This window comes from Duganella hordei, assembly GCF_040369125.1.
GTDB lineage: Bacteria > Pseudomonadota > Gammaproteobacteria > Burkholderiales > Burkholderiaceae_D > Rugamonas > Rugamonas hordei.
The window spans coordinates 119,913-135,873 of record NZ_BPWI01000015.1 but is presented as its reverse complement, the minus strand read 5'-3'; the positions used below and the strand labels follow the sequence as shown (position 1 = coordinate 135,873).

The 15,961-nt window shown below is 64.3% G+C and carries 17 protein-coding genes; 12 read left to right on the top strand and 5 right to left on the bottom strand.

The features are described from left to right. Positions 1-8: 8 nt before the first annotated feature. Together ABWW33_RS26470 and ABWW33_RS26465 are read right to left on the bottom strand one after the other, a co-directional pair. On the bottom strand, positions 9-272 hold the full coding sequence (locus ABWW33_RS26470; RefSeq protein WP_353404427.1) for a Txe/YoeB family addiction module toxin: 264 nt from the start codon (positions 270-272) through the stop codon (positions 9-11). Beyond that, on the bottom strand, positions 269-511 hold the full coding sequence (locus tag ABWW33_RS26465; protein ID WP_353404426.1) for a type II toxin-antitoxin system Phd/YefM family antitoxin: 243 nt from the start codon (positions 509-511) through the stop codon (positions 269-271). Before ABWW33_RS26465 ends, ABWW33_RS26470 begins: the two co-directional genes overlap by 4 nt. Positions 512-626: 115 nt before the next feature. Between ABWW33_RS26465 and pyrC the strand changes: the two genes are divergently transcribed. The 5 genes from pyrC to ABWW33_RS26440 all read left to right on the top strand — a co-directional run bounded on the left by pyrC (position 627) and on the right by ABWW33_RS26440 (position 4,933). After that, complete coding sequence (gene pyrC / locus ABWW33_RS26460) at positions 627-1,679, top strand: dihydroorotase (RefSeq protein ID WP_176655796.1); 1,053 nt, start codon at positions 627-629, stop codon at positions 1,677-1,679. Positions 1,680-1,682: 3 nt separating this feature from the next. Continuing rightward, positions 1,683-2,480 carry a DUF3025 domain-containing protein gene (locus tag ABWW33_RS26455; RefSeq protein ID WP_176655795.1) on the top strand — a complete coding sequence of 266 codons (798 nt, stop codon included), beginning with the start codon at positions 1,683-1,685 and terminating at the stop codon, positions 2,478-2,480. Between the two features lie 46 nt (positions 2,481-2,526). After that, positions 2,527-3,522 carry a Gfo/Idh/MocA family protein gene (locus ABWW33_RS26450; protein ID WP_353404425.1) on the top strand — a complete coding sequence of 332 codons (996 nt, stop codon included), beginning with the start codon at positions 2,527-2,529 and terminating at the stop codon, positions 3,520-3,522. Between the two features lie 68 nt (positions 3,523-3,590). Beyond that, a complete protein-coding gene (locus ABWW33_RS26445) occupies positions 3,591-4,808 on the top strand; it encodes an MFS transporter (RefSeq protein WP_353404424.1) in 1,218 nt (405 codons plus the stop codon). After that, positions 4,805-4,933: a hypothetical protein gene (locus ABWW33_RS26440; RefSeq protein WP_353404423.1), complete on the top strand. Its 129-nt coding sequence runs from the start codon at positions 4,805-4,807 to the stop codon at positions 4,931-4,933. The genes ABWW33_RS26445 and ABWW33_RS26440 overlap by 4 nt, the downstream gene beginning before the upstream one ends. 91 nt (positions 4,934-5,024) lie before the next feature. On the opposite strand, the gene recG is transcribed toward ABWW33_RS26440, so the two are convergent. Beyond that, positions 5,025-7,091, bottom strand: a complete 2,067-nt coding sequence (gene recG / locus ABWW33_RS26435) for an ATP-dependent DNA helicase RecG (protein WP_353404422.1) — start codon at positions 7,089-7,091, stop codon at positions 5,025-5,027. A gap of 117 nt (positions 7,092-7,208) precedes the next feature. Between recG and queA the strand changes: the two genes are divergently transcribed. The 5 genes from queA to secF all read left to right on the top strand — a co-directional run bounded on the left by queA (position 7,209) and on the right by secF (position 12,810). Beyond that, positions 7,209-8,237: a tRNA preQ1(34) S-adenosylmethionine ribosyltransferase-isomerase QueA gene (gene queA, locus ABWW33_RS26430; protein WP_353404421.1), complete on the top strand. Its 1,029-nt coding sequence runs from the start codon at positions 7,209-7,211 to the stop codon at positions 8,235-8,237. An 8-nt stretch (positions 8,238-8,245) separates the two neighbouring features. Continuing rightward, entirely contained in the window at positions 8,246-9,385 is a 1,140-nt protein-coding gene (gene tgt / locus ABWW33_RS26425) for a tRNA guanosine(34) transglycosylase Tgt (RefSeq protein WP_353404420.1), read from the top strand. Positions 9,386-9,511: 126 nt separating this feature from the next. After that, the gene (gene yajC / locus ABWW33_RS26420; RefSeq protein WP_176655789.1) at positions 9,512-9,847 is read left to right on the top strand and encodes a preprotein translocase subunit YajC; all 336 of its coding nucleotides are present in this window, start codon (positions 9,512-9,514) and stop codon (positions 9,845-9,847) included. A gap of 65 nt (positions 9,848-9,912) precedes the next feature. Then, positions 9,913-11,775 carry a protein translocase subunit SecD gene (gene secD / locus ABWW33_RS26415; RefSeq protein WP_353404419.1) on the top strand — a complete coding sequence of 621 codons (1,863 nt, stop codon included), beginning with the start codon at positions 9,913-9,915 and terminating at the stop codon, positions 11,773-11,775. Positions 11,776-11,787: 12 nt separating this feature from the next. Beyond that, entirely contained in the window at positions 11,788-12,810 is a 1,023-nt protein-coding gene (gene secF / locus ABWW33_RS26410; protein ID WP_353404418.1) for a protein translocase subunit SecF, read from the top strand. A gap of 54 nt (positions 12,811-12,864) precedes the next feature. On the opposite strand, the gene ABWW33_RS26405 is transcribed toward secF, so the two are convergent. After that, positions 12,865-13,752, bottom strand: a complete 888-nt coding sequence (locus tag ABWW33_RS26405) for a LysR family transcriptional regulator (protein ID WP_353404417.1) — start codon at positions 13,750-13,752, stop codon at positions 12,865-12,867. 93 nt (positions 13,753-13,845) lie between these two features. Here ABWW33_RS26405 and ABWW33_RS26400 point away from each other — a divergent pair, with 93 nt between their 5' ends. Both ABWW33_RS26400 and ABWW33_RS26395 read left to right on the top strand, forming a co-directional pair. Then, positions 13,846-14,400, top strand: a complete 555-nt coding sequence (locus ABWW33_RS26400; protein WP_176655785.1) for a chromate transporter — start codon at positions 13,846-13,848, stop codon at positions 14,398-14,400. Then, positions 14,397-14,930, top strand: a complete 534-nt coding sequence (locus tag ABWW33_RS26395) for a chromate transporter (RefSeq protein WP_353404416.1) — start codon at positions 14,397-14,399, stop codon at positions 14,928-14,930. The genes ABWW33_RS26400 and ABWW33_RS26395 overlap by 4 nt, the downstream gene beginning before the upstream one ends. Here the strand turns inward: ABWW33_RS26395 and ABWW33_RS26390 are convergent. Beyond that, the gene (locus ABWW33_RS26390; RefSeq protein ID WP_353404415.1) at positions 14,923-15,903 is read right to left on the bottom strand and encodes a helix-turn-helix domain-containing protein; all 981 of its coding nucleotides are present in this window, start codon (positions 15,901-15,903) and stop codon (positions 14,923-14,925) included. The genes ABWW33_RS26395 and ABWW33_RS26390 overlap by 8 nt on opposite strands. Positions 15,904-15,961 lie beyond the last annotated feature (58 nt).

Below are 15,961 nucleotides of genomic sequence, written 5' to 3'. Positions count from 1 at the left end.
AAATGATGTCAAGCGTAATGCGTCCACATGCGCAGGATGCGAACGATGTGCTGATCCGGAAAAACCTCATAGACGAGGCGGTGATGTATGTTGATCCTGCGCGAGTAGGTGCCCGCCAGGTCGCCGACCAGCTTTTCAAAAGGCGGCGGCCGGGCGAAGGGGGCGTCGGCCAGCAAGTCGAGCAGTGCCTGCGCTTGCTTCTTCATTCCGGCCGCGGCTACCTTCTTTGCGTCTTTCTGGGCTTGGTGGGAGTACACCAGCTGCCAGCTCACCAGATCAATTCCTTGTCGCTGCCATCGAGGGGCTCCTCACGAGCCGCCATGATGGACTCGCGCATTCCAGGCGCGGACAGCAGGTACAGCGTTTCCTGTATCGCCGTCCAATCTTCGGCGGAAACCAGCACCGCGTTGTTCCGCTTGCCAGTGATGGTAATCGGCACGTGGCTGGCCGCTGTCTCGTCGATCAGGTTGTAGAGCCGTGCACGCGCGTCGCTGGCTGAGATGGTATCCATGGAAACTCCCTCGGTTGAGGTTAAAACGTACGCTTTAACGTACGCACTGTCAAGCGACCAGCGCAAGAGGGTAAAATGGCGGTATTCGCCATTGATAGCCTGAAAGCCAGCCGCCATGTCCGACCTCGAACACACCCCAGACAGCATCACCATCGCCCGTCCAGACGACTGGCACCTGCACCTGCGCGACGGCGCCACGCTGGCCAGCGTGCTGCCGCACAGTGCCCGCCAGTTCGCCCGCGCCATCGTGATGCCCAACCTGAAACCGCCGGTGACCACCACCGCCGCCGCCGAGGCCTATCGCAACCGCATCGTGGCGGCGCTGCCGGCAGGGATGAAATTCGAGCCGCTGATGACGCTCTACCTGACCAACAACACGCCGCCGGACGAAATCCTGCGCGCTCAGGAAAGCGGCATCGTCCACGCGGTCAAGCTGTATCCGGCCGGCGCCACCACCAATTCGGACGCCGGCGTGACCGACCTGTCCAACTGCTACAAGACGCTGGAAATGATGCAGGAAGTGGGCATGCCCTTCCTGGTCCACGGCGAAGTCACCGACCAGGACATCGACCTGTTCGACCGCGAGGCCGTCTTCATCGAACGCGTGATGCGCCCGCTGCGCCGCGACTTCCCGGCGCTGAACATCGTCTTTGAACACATCACCACCAAGCACGCGGCGCAGTACGTGGCCGAAGCCGAAGGCCCGATCGCAGCGACCATCACCGCGCATCACCTGCTGTACAACCGCAACGACATCTTCAAGGGCGGCATCCGTCCCCACTACTATTGCCTGCCGGTGCTGAAGCGCGAGGAACACCGCCTGGCGCTGGTCACCGCCGCCACCAGCGGCGACGAACGCTTCTTCCTCGGCACCGACTCCGCGCCGCACGCGCAGGGCGCCAAGGAAGCCGCCTGCGGCTGCGCCGGCTGCTACACCGCGCTGCACGCGATGGAGCTGTATGCCGAAGCCTTCGAACGCGCCGGCGCGCTGGACAAGCTGGAAGCCTTCGCCAGCTTCAACGGCCCGGCCTTCTACGGCCTGCCGCGCAATACCGACACCATCACGCTCAAGCGCGAGCAGTGGACGCTGCCGGAAACGCTGCCGCTGGCGGACCAGCAGGTAGTGCCGCTCAACGCCGGCGAAACCATCAACTGGAAAATGGTATAAGCAGTGCTGCAGGCAATCGACTGGTCGCGTCCCTGGTACGAATCGGTACGGACGGCGGCCGGCCAATTGACGGCGGATGCGCACTTCCGCGACAGCTTCAACGCGCAGGCCGCGGCGCTGGGCCTGCGCAACCACCAGGGCCTGCCGCTGTCGTTCGTGCCGCAGGAGGCGCTGCCTGACGGTACCGCCTACGAAGCCTTCATTGGAGCGACCGGCGGCGTGCCCACGCGCGACAACCTGCATGACTTCTTCAACGGCCTTGTCTGGCTGAGTTTCCCCCGCATCAAAGTGCAACTGAACGCCCTGCAGGCGGCGCAGATAGCGCTGGACGGCGTGGGCAAATCGCGCGGCCCGGCGCGCGACGGCGCCACCATCTTCGACGAAAACGCCGCCCTGCTGGTGGTGCGCGACTGCGCCGCGGGCCAGGCGCTGACGGCGGCGCTGCGTGACCATCAATGGCGCGAGGCCTTCATCGAGCGGCGCGCCAGCTTCGGGCCGGATGCGCAGGTCTGGCTGTTCGGCCACGCGCTGATGGAAAAGCTGGTGGCGCCGCGCAAGGCGATCACCGCGCACACCCGGGTGGTGGTGGCGGGCGACGACTTCTTCGCCATGGACCACGACGCACGCCGCCGCTGGCTGGACGAGCGCGTGGCGCAGGAGCTGGTCGGGCATGGCCTCAGTACCGCAGACTTCACGCCGATGCAGGCGCTGGGCGTGCCGGGCTGGTGGCCGGACCAGGACGACGATTTCTATAACGACGCAACGGTGTTCCGCCCCAAGCGGCCAACGGCAGTAAAATAGTCTTTTTTAACCGACTTCGCCGCCGACGCGGCAGAAAGAGCACGCCATGACGCAGGTAATTCGCTGGGGCATACTGGGAACGGGCAAGATCGCCAAGGCCTTCGCCACCGCATTGCAGGACACGCCTGATGCAAAACTGGTCGCGGTTGCTTCGCGCACCGTAGATAGCGCTACCAAATTCGGCGCCGAGTTTGGCGCGGACCGATTCCACGGCAGTTACCAGGCGCTGGCGGACGATCCCGACGTCGATGTCATCTACATCGGCACGCCGCACCCCATGCACCACGAAAACGCGCTGATGTGCCTGAACGGCGGCAAGGCGGTGCTGGTGGAGAAGTCGTTCACGATGAACCGCCGTCAGGCCGAGGACATCATCAACCTGGCGCGCGCCAAAAAACTGTTCGTCATGGAAGCGATGTGGACCCGCTTCATGCCGGCCGTGGTCGAGGCCAAGCGCATCGTCGACAGCGGCGAGATCGGCGTGCCGGCCCACGTCAGCGCCGACTTCGGCTTTACCGCCGACGTCGGCCCGGAGCATCGCCTGTTCAATCCGGAGCTGGGTGGCGGCGCGCTGCTGGACCTGGGGATTTATCCGCTGTCGATGTCCTCGTTCTTCCTCGGCGCGGTCACCGCCGTGAAGGCGCAGTCCGAGATGGCCGCCACCGGCGTCGACATGCAGACCGCGTTCACGCTGTCGCACAAGGGCGGCGGCGTCTCGTCGTGCGCCTGCAGCCTGCGTGCGCGCACGCCGACCGAGCTGACGATCTCCGGCACCAAGGGCTTCGTGCGCCTGCACGACCGCTTCCACAACGCCGAGACCATCACCATCACGCTGGTGGACGGCACCTCGCGCAGCGAGCGCAGGCTGAACCTGCCCCGCAGCGGCAACGGCTATACGCATGAAGCACAGGAAGTGGGCCGTTGCATCCGCGCCGGCCTGATCGAAAGCCCGGTCATGCCGCACGAGGAAACGCTTTCCATCATGGGTACGCTGGATGAGATCCGCGCACAGATCGGCCTGAGTTACAGCGCCGACCGATAGCCCTCCAAGCGCGGGTGGCGGGAACTAGGTAGAATCGGCGGATGTCGTTTCGATAACCAGGACCTGCCATGTTCATCGCCACCCGCGCTCCCTCCCTGAAAACCGTGCTGCTGGCCAGCGGCGTCGTGCTGACGTTGGCGATGGGCGTGCGCCACGGCTTCGGCTTCTGGCTGCAACCTATTTCGCAGGCCAACGGCTGGACGCGCGAAACCTACTCGCTGGCGATGGCCATGCAAAACCTGCTGTGGGGCGTGTTCGGACCTTTCGCCGGCATGGCGGCCGACCGCTTCGGCACCATGCGCGTGGTGCTGGTGGGCGCGGTCAGCTACATGGCGGGCTTGATCTGGATGGCGCTGGTCACCAATCCGACCTTGTTCGTCATGGGCTCCGGCGTCTTTGTCGGCCTCGGGCTGGCGTGTACCGCGTTCGGCGCGGTCAGCGGCATCATCGGCCGCGTGGCGCCGATGGAAAAGCGGTCATGGGCGTTCGGCGTATCGGGCGCCTGCAGTTCGTTTGGCCAGTTCCTGATGATGCCGGTCGAGCAGCAGCTGATATCCGCGATCGGCTGGCAGCACGCGTTTTATCTGCTGGCAGGGCTGGTGGTGGTGGCGATGGTACCGATGTCGTTCTTCCTGCGCGAGCCGGCGGTGGAGCATGGCCACGGCCCGCAGCAAAGCATAGGCGAAGCGATGAGCGAGGCGCTGGGCAACCGCTCCTTCCTGCTGCTGGTGGCCGGCTATTTCGTGTGCGGCTTCCAGCTGGTGTTCATCGGCGTGCACATGCCGGCCTATCTGCGCGACAAGGGCCTGGCCAATCCGAATGTGGCGGTGATGGCGCTGGCGCTGATAGGCTTGTTCAACATCGTCGGCTCCTACTATGCCGGCAAGCTGGGTGGGCGCATGCCCAAGCGCTATCTGCTGTCGGGCATCTACCTGATGCGCTCCATCGTGATCACCTTGTTCCTGCTGGCGCCGTTGTCGCCGGCGTCGGTGTACGTGTTCGCGGCGGCGATCGGTTTCCTGTGGCTGTCGACGGTGCCGCTGACGAACGGCATCATCGCGGGCGTGTTCGGCGTCAAGCACATGGCTATGCTGGCGGGCATGGTGTTCTTCTCGCACCAGCTGGGCAGTTTTATCGGCGTATGGCTGGGCGGGTATCTGTTCACCAAACTGGGCAGCTATGACGCGGTGTGGGGCATAGCGATCGGACTGGGGCTGATGGCGGCGCTGGCCAACCTGCCGATCAATGAGAAGCCGCTGGTACGCGGCGAGTTGAAGCCGGCATGAAGCTGCGGCCGGCACGCGTGGCAGCATACGCCGCCGGCGCGCTGGTGCTGGCGCTGGTGTTCATGGCCTACCTGAGTCCAGGTTTCATGATGGACCTCGCCAACCGCATCTACCTGTGCTTTTAATCCGGGGTCAGATCTGAAAATTGGACACGGCCTCTGCCGTAGCGGCCGCTACGGCAGAGGCCGTGTCCAATTTTCAGATCTGACCCCGGGTTTAGACTTTGAGGAATTCCTCGCGGCCGCCGAGCCAGCGGGCCAGGTGGGCTTCCACCGTTGCGGCTTTTTCGGGGGTGTTGGCGTGGAGTAGGTCGTGGGCCACGTCGCGCGCCTGGTCGACCAGCCAGCCGTCCGTTTCCAGGTCGGCGAAGCGCAGCATCGCCTGCCCCGATTGGCGCGCGCCGAGGAATTCGCCGGGGCCCCGGATCTCCAGGTCGCGGCGGGCGATCTCGAAACCGTCCGTGGTTTCGCGCATCGTCATCAGACGCTGCTTGGCGACGCCTCCCAGCGGGCTTTGATACAGCAGCAGGCACACCGACGCCGCCGACCCTCGTCCCACCCGTCCGCGCAGCTGGTGCAGCTGCGACAGGCCGAAGCGTTCCGCATGCTCGATCACCATCAGCGACGCATTCGGCACGTCCACGCCCACCTCGATCACCGTGGTGGCCACCAGCACCTGCATCTCGTTGGCGCTGAAGGCGTCCATGATGACCTGCTTTTCGGCCGGCTTCAGGCGGCCGTGCACCAGCCCCACGTTCAGGTCCGGCAGCGCTTCGGCCAGCAGCGCGTGGGTGTCGGTGGCCGTTTGCAGCTGCAGCGCTTCGGATTCCTCGATCAGCGGACAGACCCAGTAGACCTGCCGGCCTTCCAGCGCGGCCGCATGCACCCGCTCGATCACTTCGTCGCGGCGGTTCTGGTCGATCGCGCGCGTGACGATGGGCGTGCGGCCAGGCGGCAGTTCGTCGATCACCGACACTTCCAGGTCGGCGTAGTAGGTCATCGCCAGCGTGCGCGGGATCGGCGTGGCCGACATCATCAACTGGTGCGGAACGGCGCCTTCGTTGCCCTTGTTGCGCAAGGTCAGGCGCTGGCCGACGCCGAAGCGATGCTGCTCGTCGACGATCACCAGCCCCAGGTTGGCGAACAGCACCGCCTCCTGGATCAGCGCGTGGGTGCCGATCACCAACTGCGCCTCGCCAGATTCGATCAGCGCATACGCGGCCAGCTTTTCCTTCTTCTTCAAACTGCCGGTCAGCCACGCGACCTTGACGCCCAGCGGTTCCATCCACGCGGCGATCTTGCGGAAGTGCTGGTCGGCCAGGATTTCGGTCGGCGCCATCAGCGCGGCCTGGAAGCCGCTGTCGATCGCCTGCGCGGCGGCCAGCGCCGACACCACCGTCTTGCCGCTGCCGACGTCGCCCTGCAGCAGCCGCTGCATCGGATACGGATGGCGCAGGTCGGCGCGGATTTCGTTCAGCACGCGTTGCTGCGCGCCCGTCAGCTTGAACGGCAGCGCCGCCTGGAAGCGTTCCGACAACGCGCCGATCTTCTTCAGCGCCGCCGCGCCCTTGGAGCGCCGCGCACGCTGCGCGCGCTTCAGCGACAGCTGCTGCGCCAGCAGTTCGTCGAACTTCATGCGCGTCCACGCCGGATGCGAGCGGTCGGCCAGCGCGTGCTCGTCCACCTGCTGCGGCGGATAGTGCAGCAGCTTCACCGCCGGTTCGAAGTCGGACAGCTGCATCTCGGCCCGCAAGTCGGCCGGCAGGGTGTCGGTCCAGTCGATCCGCTTCATCGCGTCGCCGATCGCGCGTCGCAGTATCGGCTGCGACAAGCCTTCGCCCGACGGATACACCGGCGTCAGCGAAGTGGGCAGCGGCGCGCCTTCGTTGACGATCTTGTAAGCCGGGTGCACCATCTCGGCGCCGAAGAAGCCATGTTTCAGTTCGCCGCGTGCGCGCACCCGCGTGCCCTCGGCCAGCTGCTTGACCTGGCTGCCGTAGAAATTCATGAAGCGCAGCTGCAGATCGCCCGTTTCGTCGGCGATGTGCACCAGCAGCTGCTTGCGCGGCTTGTAGCTGATCTCGTTCTTGACCACCACGCCCTCGACCTGCGAGGTCTCGCCGCCGTGCAGCCGGGCTTCCTCGATGGTGATGACCTGGGTTTCGTCCTCGTAGCGCATCGGCAGGTGCAGCACCAGGTCCATGTCGGTGTGCAGGCCCAGCTTGGCCAGCTTGGCTTCCGGACTGACGGTCTTCTTGACGGGTTTAGACGTTGAAACAGGCATATTTGGAGCGTTTTTCGGGCACTAGCGTAAAATAGAGGGTTGGCCGCCGGTATTGTAAGGCTAGCACCGCGATCGGGCCTACCCGTATTTTCTTCAACAGTTTCCAGAAGTCCGCAAATGTATTCGCTTTCCGATTTCGATTTTAACTTGCCGCAAGAGCGTATTGCGCAATTCCCGCTGCCCGACCGCAGCGCCTCCCGCCTGCTGCACCTGGACGGCGGGCAGATCATCGACCGCCAGTTCGCCGACATCGTCGGCCTGCTGCAGCCCGGCGACCTGCTGGTGATGAACGATACCCGCGTGCTGAAGGCGCGTTTCTTCGGCGTCAAGGAAAGCGGCGGCAAGATCGAGGCGCTGGTCGAGCGCGTGCTGGACAACCGCACCGTGCTGGCACAGGTGCGCGCCTCCAAGTCGCCCGGCCCCGGCGTCAAGATCCGCCTGGCGGACGCCTTCGACGTCACCGTCGGCGAGCGCGCCGGCGAGTTCTACACGCTGCATTTCGATGCCGACGTGTTCGACCTGATCGAGGCCCACGGCCGCCTGCCGCTGCCGCCGTACATCGAGCACGATGCCGACAGCTTCGACGAAACCCGCTACCAGACCGTGTTCAACAAGGTGCCGGGCGCCGTGGCGGCGCCGACCGCCGGCCTGCACTTCGACGAAAAACTGCTGGCCGAGCTGAAGGCCAAGGGCGTCAACTTCGCCTACGTCACGCTGCACGTGGGCGCCGGCACCTTCCAGCCGGTGCGCGCCGAGGTGCTGGCCGAGCACAAGATGCACACCGAGTGGTACACCATGCCGCAGGAAACGGTGGACGCCGTGCGCGCCACCCGCGCCGCCGGCCGCGACGTGGTGGCGGTCGGCACCACCAGCCTGCGCGCGCTGGAATCGGCCTCGCAGGGCGGCCAGCTGGAGGCGGGCAGCGCCGATACCGCGCTGTTCATCACGCCCGGCTACCAGTTCAAGACGGTCACCCGCCTGATCACCAATTTCCACCTGCCGAAGTCGACCCTGCTGATGCTGGTGTCGGCCTTCGCCGGTTTTGAAGAGATCCGCAAGGCCTACGCCCATGCGATCGCCAACGAATATCGTTTCTTCAGCTATGGCGACGCCATGCTGCTGACGACGCAAGCACGAGCAAAATAAGGAACAATATGCTGGAATTTAAACTACACAAGACCGACAGTAGCGGCCTGACCAAGGCGCGCCGCGGCGAGGTGAAACTGAACCACGGCGTGGTCCAGACCCCGATCTTCATGCCGGTCGGCACCTATGGTTCGGTCAAGGCGATGTCGCCGCTGGAACTGAAGGAAATCGACGCGCAGATCATCCTGGGCAACACCTTCCACCTGTGGCTGCGCCCGGGCAACGACGTCATGGCCAAGTTCGGCGGCCTGCACGACTTCATGGGCTGGGACAAGCCCATCCTGACCGATTCCGGCGGTTTCCAGGTGTTTTCGCTGGGCGCGATGCGCAAGATCACCGAGGAGGGCGTGCATTTCAACTCGCCGATCAACGGCGACAAGCTGTTCCTGTCGCCGGAAGTGTCGATGCAGATCCAGCGCGTGCTGAACTCCGACATCGTCATGCAGTTCGACGAGTGCACCCCGTACGAAATCGATAACCGCCCGGCAACTCTTGACGAGGCGGCAAAATCCATGCGGATGTCCTTGCGCTGGGCGCAACGATCGCATGACGAGTTCCATCGCGGCGAGAACCCGAACGCGCTGTTCGGCATCGTCCAGGGCGGCATGTTCGAGAACCTGCGCGACGAGTCGCTGGCCGGCCTGGAAGAGATCGATTTCCCCGGCATCGCCATCGGCGGCCTGTCCGTCGGCGAGCCGAAGGAAGACATGATGCGCATGCTGGCCCACGTCGGCCCGCGCCTGCCGGCCAACAAGCCGCACTACCTGATGGGCGTCGGCACGCCGGAAGACCTGGTGGCGGGCGTGTCGAACGGCGTCGACATGTTCGATTGCGTGATGCCTACCCGTAACGCCCGCAACGGCTGGATCTTCACCCGCTTCGGCGACGTGAAAATCAAGAACGCCCGTTACAAGGAAGACAAGGAACCGCTGGACAGCACCTGCGCCTGCTACGCCTGCCGCAACTTCTCGCGCGCCTACCTGCATCACCTGAACCGCACCCAGGAAATCCTCGGCGCCCGCCTGAACACCATCCACAACCTGCACTACTACCTGGACATCATGCGCCAGATGCGCGAGGCACTGGACGAGGACCGTTTCCACGCCTGGACCCTGCAATTCCATGCCGATCGGGCGCGCGGCGTCTGAAAACAACTAAAAGTGTTGTAACTCTTGTAAAAAGATTTATGCCACCCACATAGCCGGAAGGCCTAGCGTCTCCCGGCCAGTGCTAGAATACAGCGCTATTTTTTCAAACTATTATCGGAGTCACCTGTGTTCATTTCCAACGCTTACGCCCAATCGGCATCCCCACTCGACGCGCTCGGCCTGGGCGGCAACATCGGCAGCTTCCTGCCGCTGATCCTGATGTTTGTAGCGATGTACTTCCTGATGATCCGTCCTCAGCAGAAGCGCGCCAAAGAACAGAAGGCCATGATGGAAGCACTGGCCAAGGGCGACGAAGTCGTTACCGCCGGCGGCGTGCTGGGCAAAGTGTCCAAAGTGACCGACCTGTATGTGACCATCGAAATCTCCAGCGGTGCAGAAATGGTGGTTCAAAAGAACTCCATCACCATGCTGCTGCCTAAGGGCACGCTGAAGGCGCTCTAATTGGTCCCGGCCCGCGCTGCGCGGGCCGTATTGCATCCGACGCCTAACTTTGAACGTTGAACAATATGAATCGCTATCCCCTCTGGAAATACATACTGATCGTAGTCGCCATCCTGCTGGGCGCGCTGTACACCGCGCCCAACTACTATGGCGAATCGCCTGCGGTTCAGGTTACGAGCGGCAAATCGACCGTCAAGATGTCGTCCGCCATGACGGCCAAGGTGGAGGAGGTGCTCAAGGGCGCCAACATCGCCTATAACGGCATCGCCTACGACGGCACCGGCAACTACGCTTCCGTGCGCGCACGCTTCGCCGATCCGGACACCCAGTTCCGCGCCAAGTCGGTGCTGGAAAAAGGCCTGAACGCCGATCCGGCCGATCCGACCTACCTGGTCGCGCTGAACCTGCAAAAAGACACGCCGAAATGGATGCAGGCGCTGCATGCGCTGCCGATGTACCTCGGCCTCGACTTGCGCGGCGGCGTGCACTTCCTGATGCAGGTCGACACCAAGGCGGTGCTGGCCAAGCGCGTGCAAGGCATGCAGGCCGCCGCCCGCAGCCTGCTGCGCGACAAGAACGTGCGTCACGCCGGTATCGACCGCGTCGGCGACACCATCGAAATCAAATTCCGCGACGATGCCACCCGCCAGAAAGCCAAGGACGTGCTGCAAGGCCAGATGGCCGACCTGCTGTTCGTCGACGCCGGCGAGGGCGACGCGCTGAAAACCACCGTGAGTCTGAAACCGGCCGCGCTGAAGCAAACCGTCGACGACGGCGTCAAGCAAAACATCTCGACCCTGTCCAAGCGCGTCAACGAACTGGGCGTGGCTGAACCTATCATCCAGCAGCAAGGCCCTGACCGCATCGTGGTCCAGCTGCCTGGCGTGCAGGACGTGGCCCGCGCGCGCGCCGTGATCGGCCGCACCGCGACCTTGGAAATCCGCATGGTCGACGAGACCATCACGCCGGGCACCGAACTGTCGGCGGCGATTCCGTTCAACTCGGAGCTGTTCACGGTCGGCAAGGCCGTGCCTGTGGTGCTGTACAAGGACGTGGTGCTGACCGGCGACTACATCTCCAGCGCCACCGCTGGCCTCGACCAGAACCAGCAGCCTGCCGTCAGCATCGACCTGAACGGCGACGGCGGCCGCAAGATGCGCGATGCCACCCGCGACCGCGTGGGCAAGAAGATGGCCATCGTGCTGTTCGAAAAAGGCAAGCCTGAGGTACTGTCCGTGGCGACCGTCCAGCAGGAGCTGGGCAGCCGCTTCCAGATCACCGGCATGGGCAACGCGGAAAACTCCGCCGAGCTGGCGCTGCTGCTGCGCTCCGGCGCGCTGTCCGCACCGATGGACGTGATCGAAGAACGCACCATCGGCCCGCAGCTGGGCGCCGAGAACATCACCAAGGGCCTGCATTCGACGATGTACGGCTTCGCCGCCATCGCCATCTTCATGATCGCCTACTACATGATGTTCGGCTTCTTCAGCGTGCTGGCGCTGGCCTGCAACCTGTTGCTGTTGCTGGCCCTGCTGTCGCTGATGCAGGCGACGCTGACCTTGCCTGGTATCGCCGCTATCGCGCTGGCGCTGGGTATGGCGATCGACGCCAACGTGCTGATTAACGAACGTATCCGCGAGGAGCTGCGTTCGGGCGCCACGCCGCAGGCGGCGATCTCCGCCGGCTTCGACCGCGCGTGGGCGACCATCATCGACTCGAACGTGACCACGCTGATCGTCGGCGTGGCCCTGTGGGTGTTCGGTTCCGGCCCGATCCGCGGCTTCGCCGTGGTGCACTGCCTGGGCATCATGACCTCGATGTTCTCCGCCGTGTTCATCTCGCGCGGCGTGGTCAACCTCTGGTACGGCCGCAAGAAGAAGCTGCAATCGATCGCCATCGGTACCGTCTGGGTACCGGGTCTGAAATAAACAGGGGTTCACATGGAATTTTTCCGCATTAAAAAAGACATACCTTTCATGCGCCACGCGCTGGTGTTCAACGTGATTTCCGCGTTGACCTTCGTTGCGGCCGTGTTCTTCCTGATCCATAAAGGCCTGCATTTCTCGGTGGAGTTTACCGGCGGCACCGTGATGGAACTGAAATACCAGCAGCCCGCAAAGCTGGAGCAGATCCGTCACTCGCTGGAGAAGATCGGCTACGAGCAGCCGGAAGTGACCAGCTTCGGCACCGCGCATGACGTCATGCTGCGCCTGCCGGTGATCAAGTCGGTCACCTCCAAGGATGCGTCGCTGCTGGTGTTCAATGCACTGTGCGCGGCCGAGCAGGGCACCACCAAGCAGGTCGACAACGTGACCGCCAAGGGCGAGCACGTGGTCAAGTCCGCCTGCATGGACGCCGCCGGCGCCGAAGCCGTATCGCTGCAAAAAGTGGAATTCGTCGGCCCGCAGGTCGGCGACGAGCTGGCGCAGAACGGCCTGAACGCACTGGTGATGGTGATCATCGGCGTGATGATCTACCTGGCCGTGCGCTTCGAGTGGAAATTCGCGGTCGCGGCGATCGTGGCGAACTTGCACGACGTGGTCATCATTCTCGGCTTCTTCGCCTTCTTCCAGTGGGAGTTCTCGCTGACGGTGCTGGCGGCGGTGCTGGCGGTGCTGGGCTACTCGGTCAACGAGTCGGTGGTTATCTTCGACCGTATCCGCGAAAACTTCCGCAAGCAGCGCAAGGCGTCGGTGCATGAAGTGATCGACAACGCGATCACCTCGACCATCTCGCGTACCATCATCACCCACGGCTGCACGCAGATGATGGTGCTGTCGATGCTGTTCCTGGGCGGTCCGACGCTGCACTACTTCGCCGTCGCGCTGACCATCGGTATCTGCTTCGGTATCTACTCGTCGGTGTTCGTCGCCGCCGCCGTCGCCATGTGGCTGGGCGTGAAGCGCGAAGACCTGATCAAGCCGATCAAGGAAAAAGACGAAACGGATGGCGCGGTAGTGTAAGCGTCGCCGGCTTCATCAAGATCCCTCCCCGCGTGCGCGCCGGGAGGGATTTTTTTATTTGGGCTTGATCATGTCGTACAGCGCCTGCGCCGCCGGTGACAGGTGCCCGGCCTTGCGGCTGATGAGCGCCAATTGGCGCGAGATGACCGGCTCCTTCAGCCGGATGATGCGCACGCGCGGATAGCTGCCTTTCAGGATCGCCAGGTTGGGCACGATGGCCGCCGCGATGCCCGATGCCACCAGTCCCACCGCCGTCGAGCTGCGCTGCACCTCGTACTGGAAGTGCAGGTCCAGGTCCATGCTCTTGCTGCCCAGGTAGCTGTCGAGCAGCGCGCGGTTGCCGTTGACGTCGCCCGAGAAGATCAGCGGGTAGGACTGGATCTGCGACCACGTCAGCGAGCGCCGCTTGGCCAGCGGATGATCGTCGCGGCAGATCAGCACGAAGTGATCGTCCAGCAGCGGCACGGAGGTCAGCTCCGGGTGCGTGCTGCCGGCCAGGTTGATGCCGAACTCCGCCTCCCGCCGCAGCACCGCCTCGGCCACCCGCAGCGAGGCGTGGTCGAGGATCTTGATGCGGTTGTCGGGGAAGCGCGACGAATATTCCTGGATGATCTGCGGCAGGTACTGGATGCCGACCGTCGGCACGCAGGCGATCGCCACCTCGCCGCGCTGCGCCTTGCCGGTCTCGCGGATCTCGTTCAGCGTGGACGACAGCTCCTGCAGCAAGCGCCGCGCCTGCGGCAGGAAGTCCTTGCCGATGCTGGTCAGCGCGATCGAGCGCGTGGTGCGCTCGACCAGCATCACGCCGAGGAAGTCCTCCAGGTTGCGCAGCCGCTGGGTGACGGCGGTCTGCGTTACGTACAAGGTCTCCGCCGCCTTTTGAAAGCCGCCGAAGTCCGCGATCGCGACAAACGCCTGCACGCCGAGTATGTCGATTTTCATCAGAAAAATGAATGAATAGTCTAAATAAATTCATTGTACTTATATTTCCGGGAAGAAGAAAATTCTCCCTATCGAAACCAAGAGGAGCGCATCATGCCCTTATCGACAATATTCCTGGTGTTTTCCAAGCTGGCGCTGATGGGCTTTGGCGGCGTGATGCCGTTCGCTTACCGTGCCCTGGTCGAGCAGCGCAAGTGGCTGACGGCCGAGGAGTTCGCGCAGTATCTCGCCAGTAGCCAGATGCTGCCCGGCCCGACGATCTGCAATGTCTCCCTGATGGTGGGCAACCGCTACGCCGGCACCGCCGGCGCGCTGGCGGCGCTGGCCGGCATGGTCGGCGGCCCGTTCCTGGTGGTGGTCGCGCTGGGCGTGGTATACCAGCGCTTCGGCGACATCGAGATGTTCCGCCACGCGATACGCGGCATGGCGGCGGTGGCGGCCGGGCTCATCCTTGCCACCGCCGTGAAGATGGCCAAGGCCATGTTCGCCAAGGCCGGCTGGCGCGAGCGCCGCACGCTGTTGCAGGCGGCCTTGCTGGCGCTGGCCTTCATCGGGCTGGGCCTGCTGCAATGGCAGCTGGCGCTGGTGTTCTGCGTGCTGGCGCCGTTGGGCACCGGCGCGACCTATCTGCTGGGAGAAAAGAAATGAACGAGCAATCTCCGGTGCTGGAACTCTCGCTGCACATAGCGTTGATGTCGTTGATGGCGGTGGGCGGCGGCGTGGTGCTGCTGGGACCACAGGTGGGGCACTACGTGGTCGAAGGCAAGCAGTGGCTGAACAATGAGCAGTTCTCGGCCGCCTATGCGATCGCGCAGGCGGCGCCCGGCCCCAACCTGCTGTTCGTCTCGCTGGTGGGCTGGCTGATCGCCGGCTGGGCGGGCGCGATCTTCACCACGCTGGCGGTGCTGGCGCCTTCGACGCTGCTGACGCTGGCCGCGATACGCCTGCAGGCCCGCCACGCCGGAGGGCGATGGACGCAAGCGCTGGGCGGCGCCTTCGCGCCGATATCGATAGGCTTCCTGGCGGCCACGGCCTGGCTGTTCGCCCGGATCTCCAACGTCAACTGGCATGCCGACGTGCTGACGGTGCTGGCCGCGCTGATCCTGCTGCGCTCCAAAATCAATCCGGTGCTGCTGATCGCGGCCGGCGCGCTGGCCGGCGCGTTGCGTCTCATCTGAGCGCGTGCGCCGTGGAGCGTGAGCGCAGCGACGCCGATGGACACTGGCCGAACAGCTTGCGGTAGTCGCTGGAGAACTGGCTGAAGTTGCTCAGCCCCCAGGAGCCGGCCACGTCGCCGATGGCGCCGCCGTCCTGCAGCTGCCGCCGCACGCCGTTCAGGCGCACCATGCGCAGGTACAGCATGGGGCTCATGCCCAGCACATCCTCGAAGCAGTATTGCAGCGTGCGGCGGCTCACGTGCACGCGCTCGCACAGCTCCGGCACCGTGATCGAATCGCCGCGATGGGCCATGATGTACTCGCGCGCCAGCGACACCACGTGGCGCCGGCGTTTCAGGCTGGCCGCCAGCGCCGGCTCCACGCTGCTGTGGTCCAGCATGTCGATCAGCGCGCCCAGCAGCAGTTCCTGCCATGGTCCGTCACCGCCGCCGAGGCCGCCCGCGGCCGGCCCCTCGGCCGGCAGCAGCTGCGACAGCAGGCGCAGGCATTTGGCCTGGGCTTGCGCATCCACCTGCAACAGCTCGGCCGACTGCACCCGCTGCCAGTCGATCCGGGAACCGTAGCGGCGCGCCGTCTCGGCCAACAGCTCGCGGCTGGCGACGATGCCGAAGATGCTGTAGGCGCTCGGTGTTACCAGTTCGAACTCAACGTTGCCAGGCTGAACCATAATCCGGTCGGCCTCGGTCTGGCGGCCGTTGATGCGGGTGCTGGCGCCGTGGTCGGGCAGGCCGAACCAGATGGCGTCCGGCCACACGCGGCAGGATTGGCGCACCGACTGGCTCAGGCTTTCGCGGAACACTTGCAGCTGCGGCAGGCGCAACTCGGTCAGCGCGCCACGGAACAGGCCGGAGCTGATCTGGTCGTAGCTTTGTTGCCAGTTGGTGAGCTTGCTGGCCAGTTCGTCGGCGTCGTGCGCCATCACGGTGCGCAAATCTGGCGCACTGTGTACCAATCCTGTCGCAGTCTGGTGCATATTATTTTTCTCCCGCTGTTGTTTTCCCGTTATTTCTTCCTGTGGACACCAGTCCACC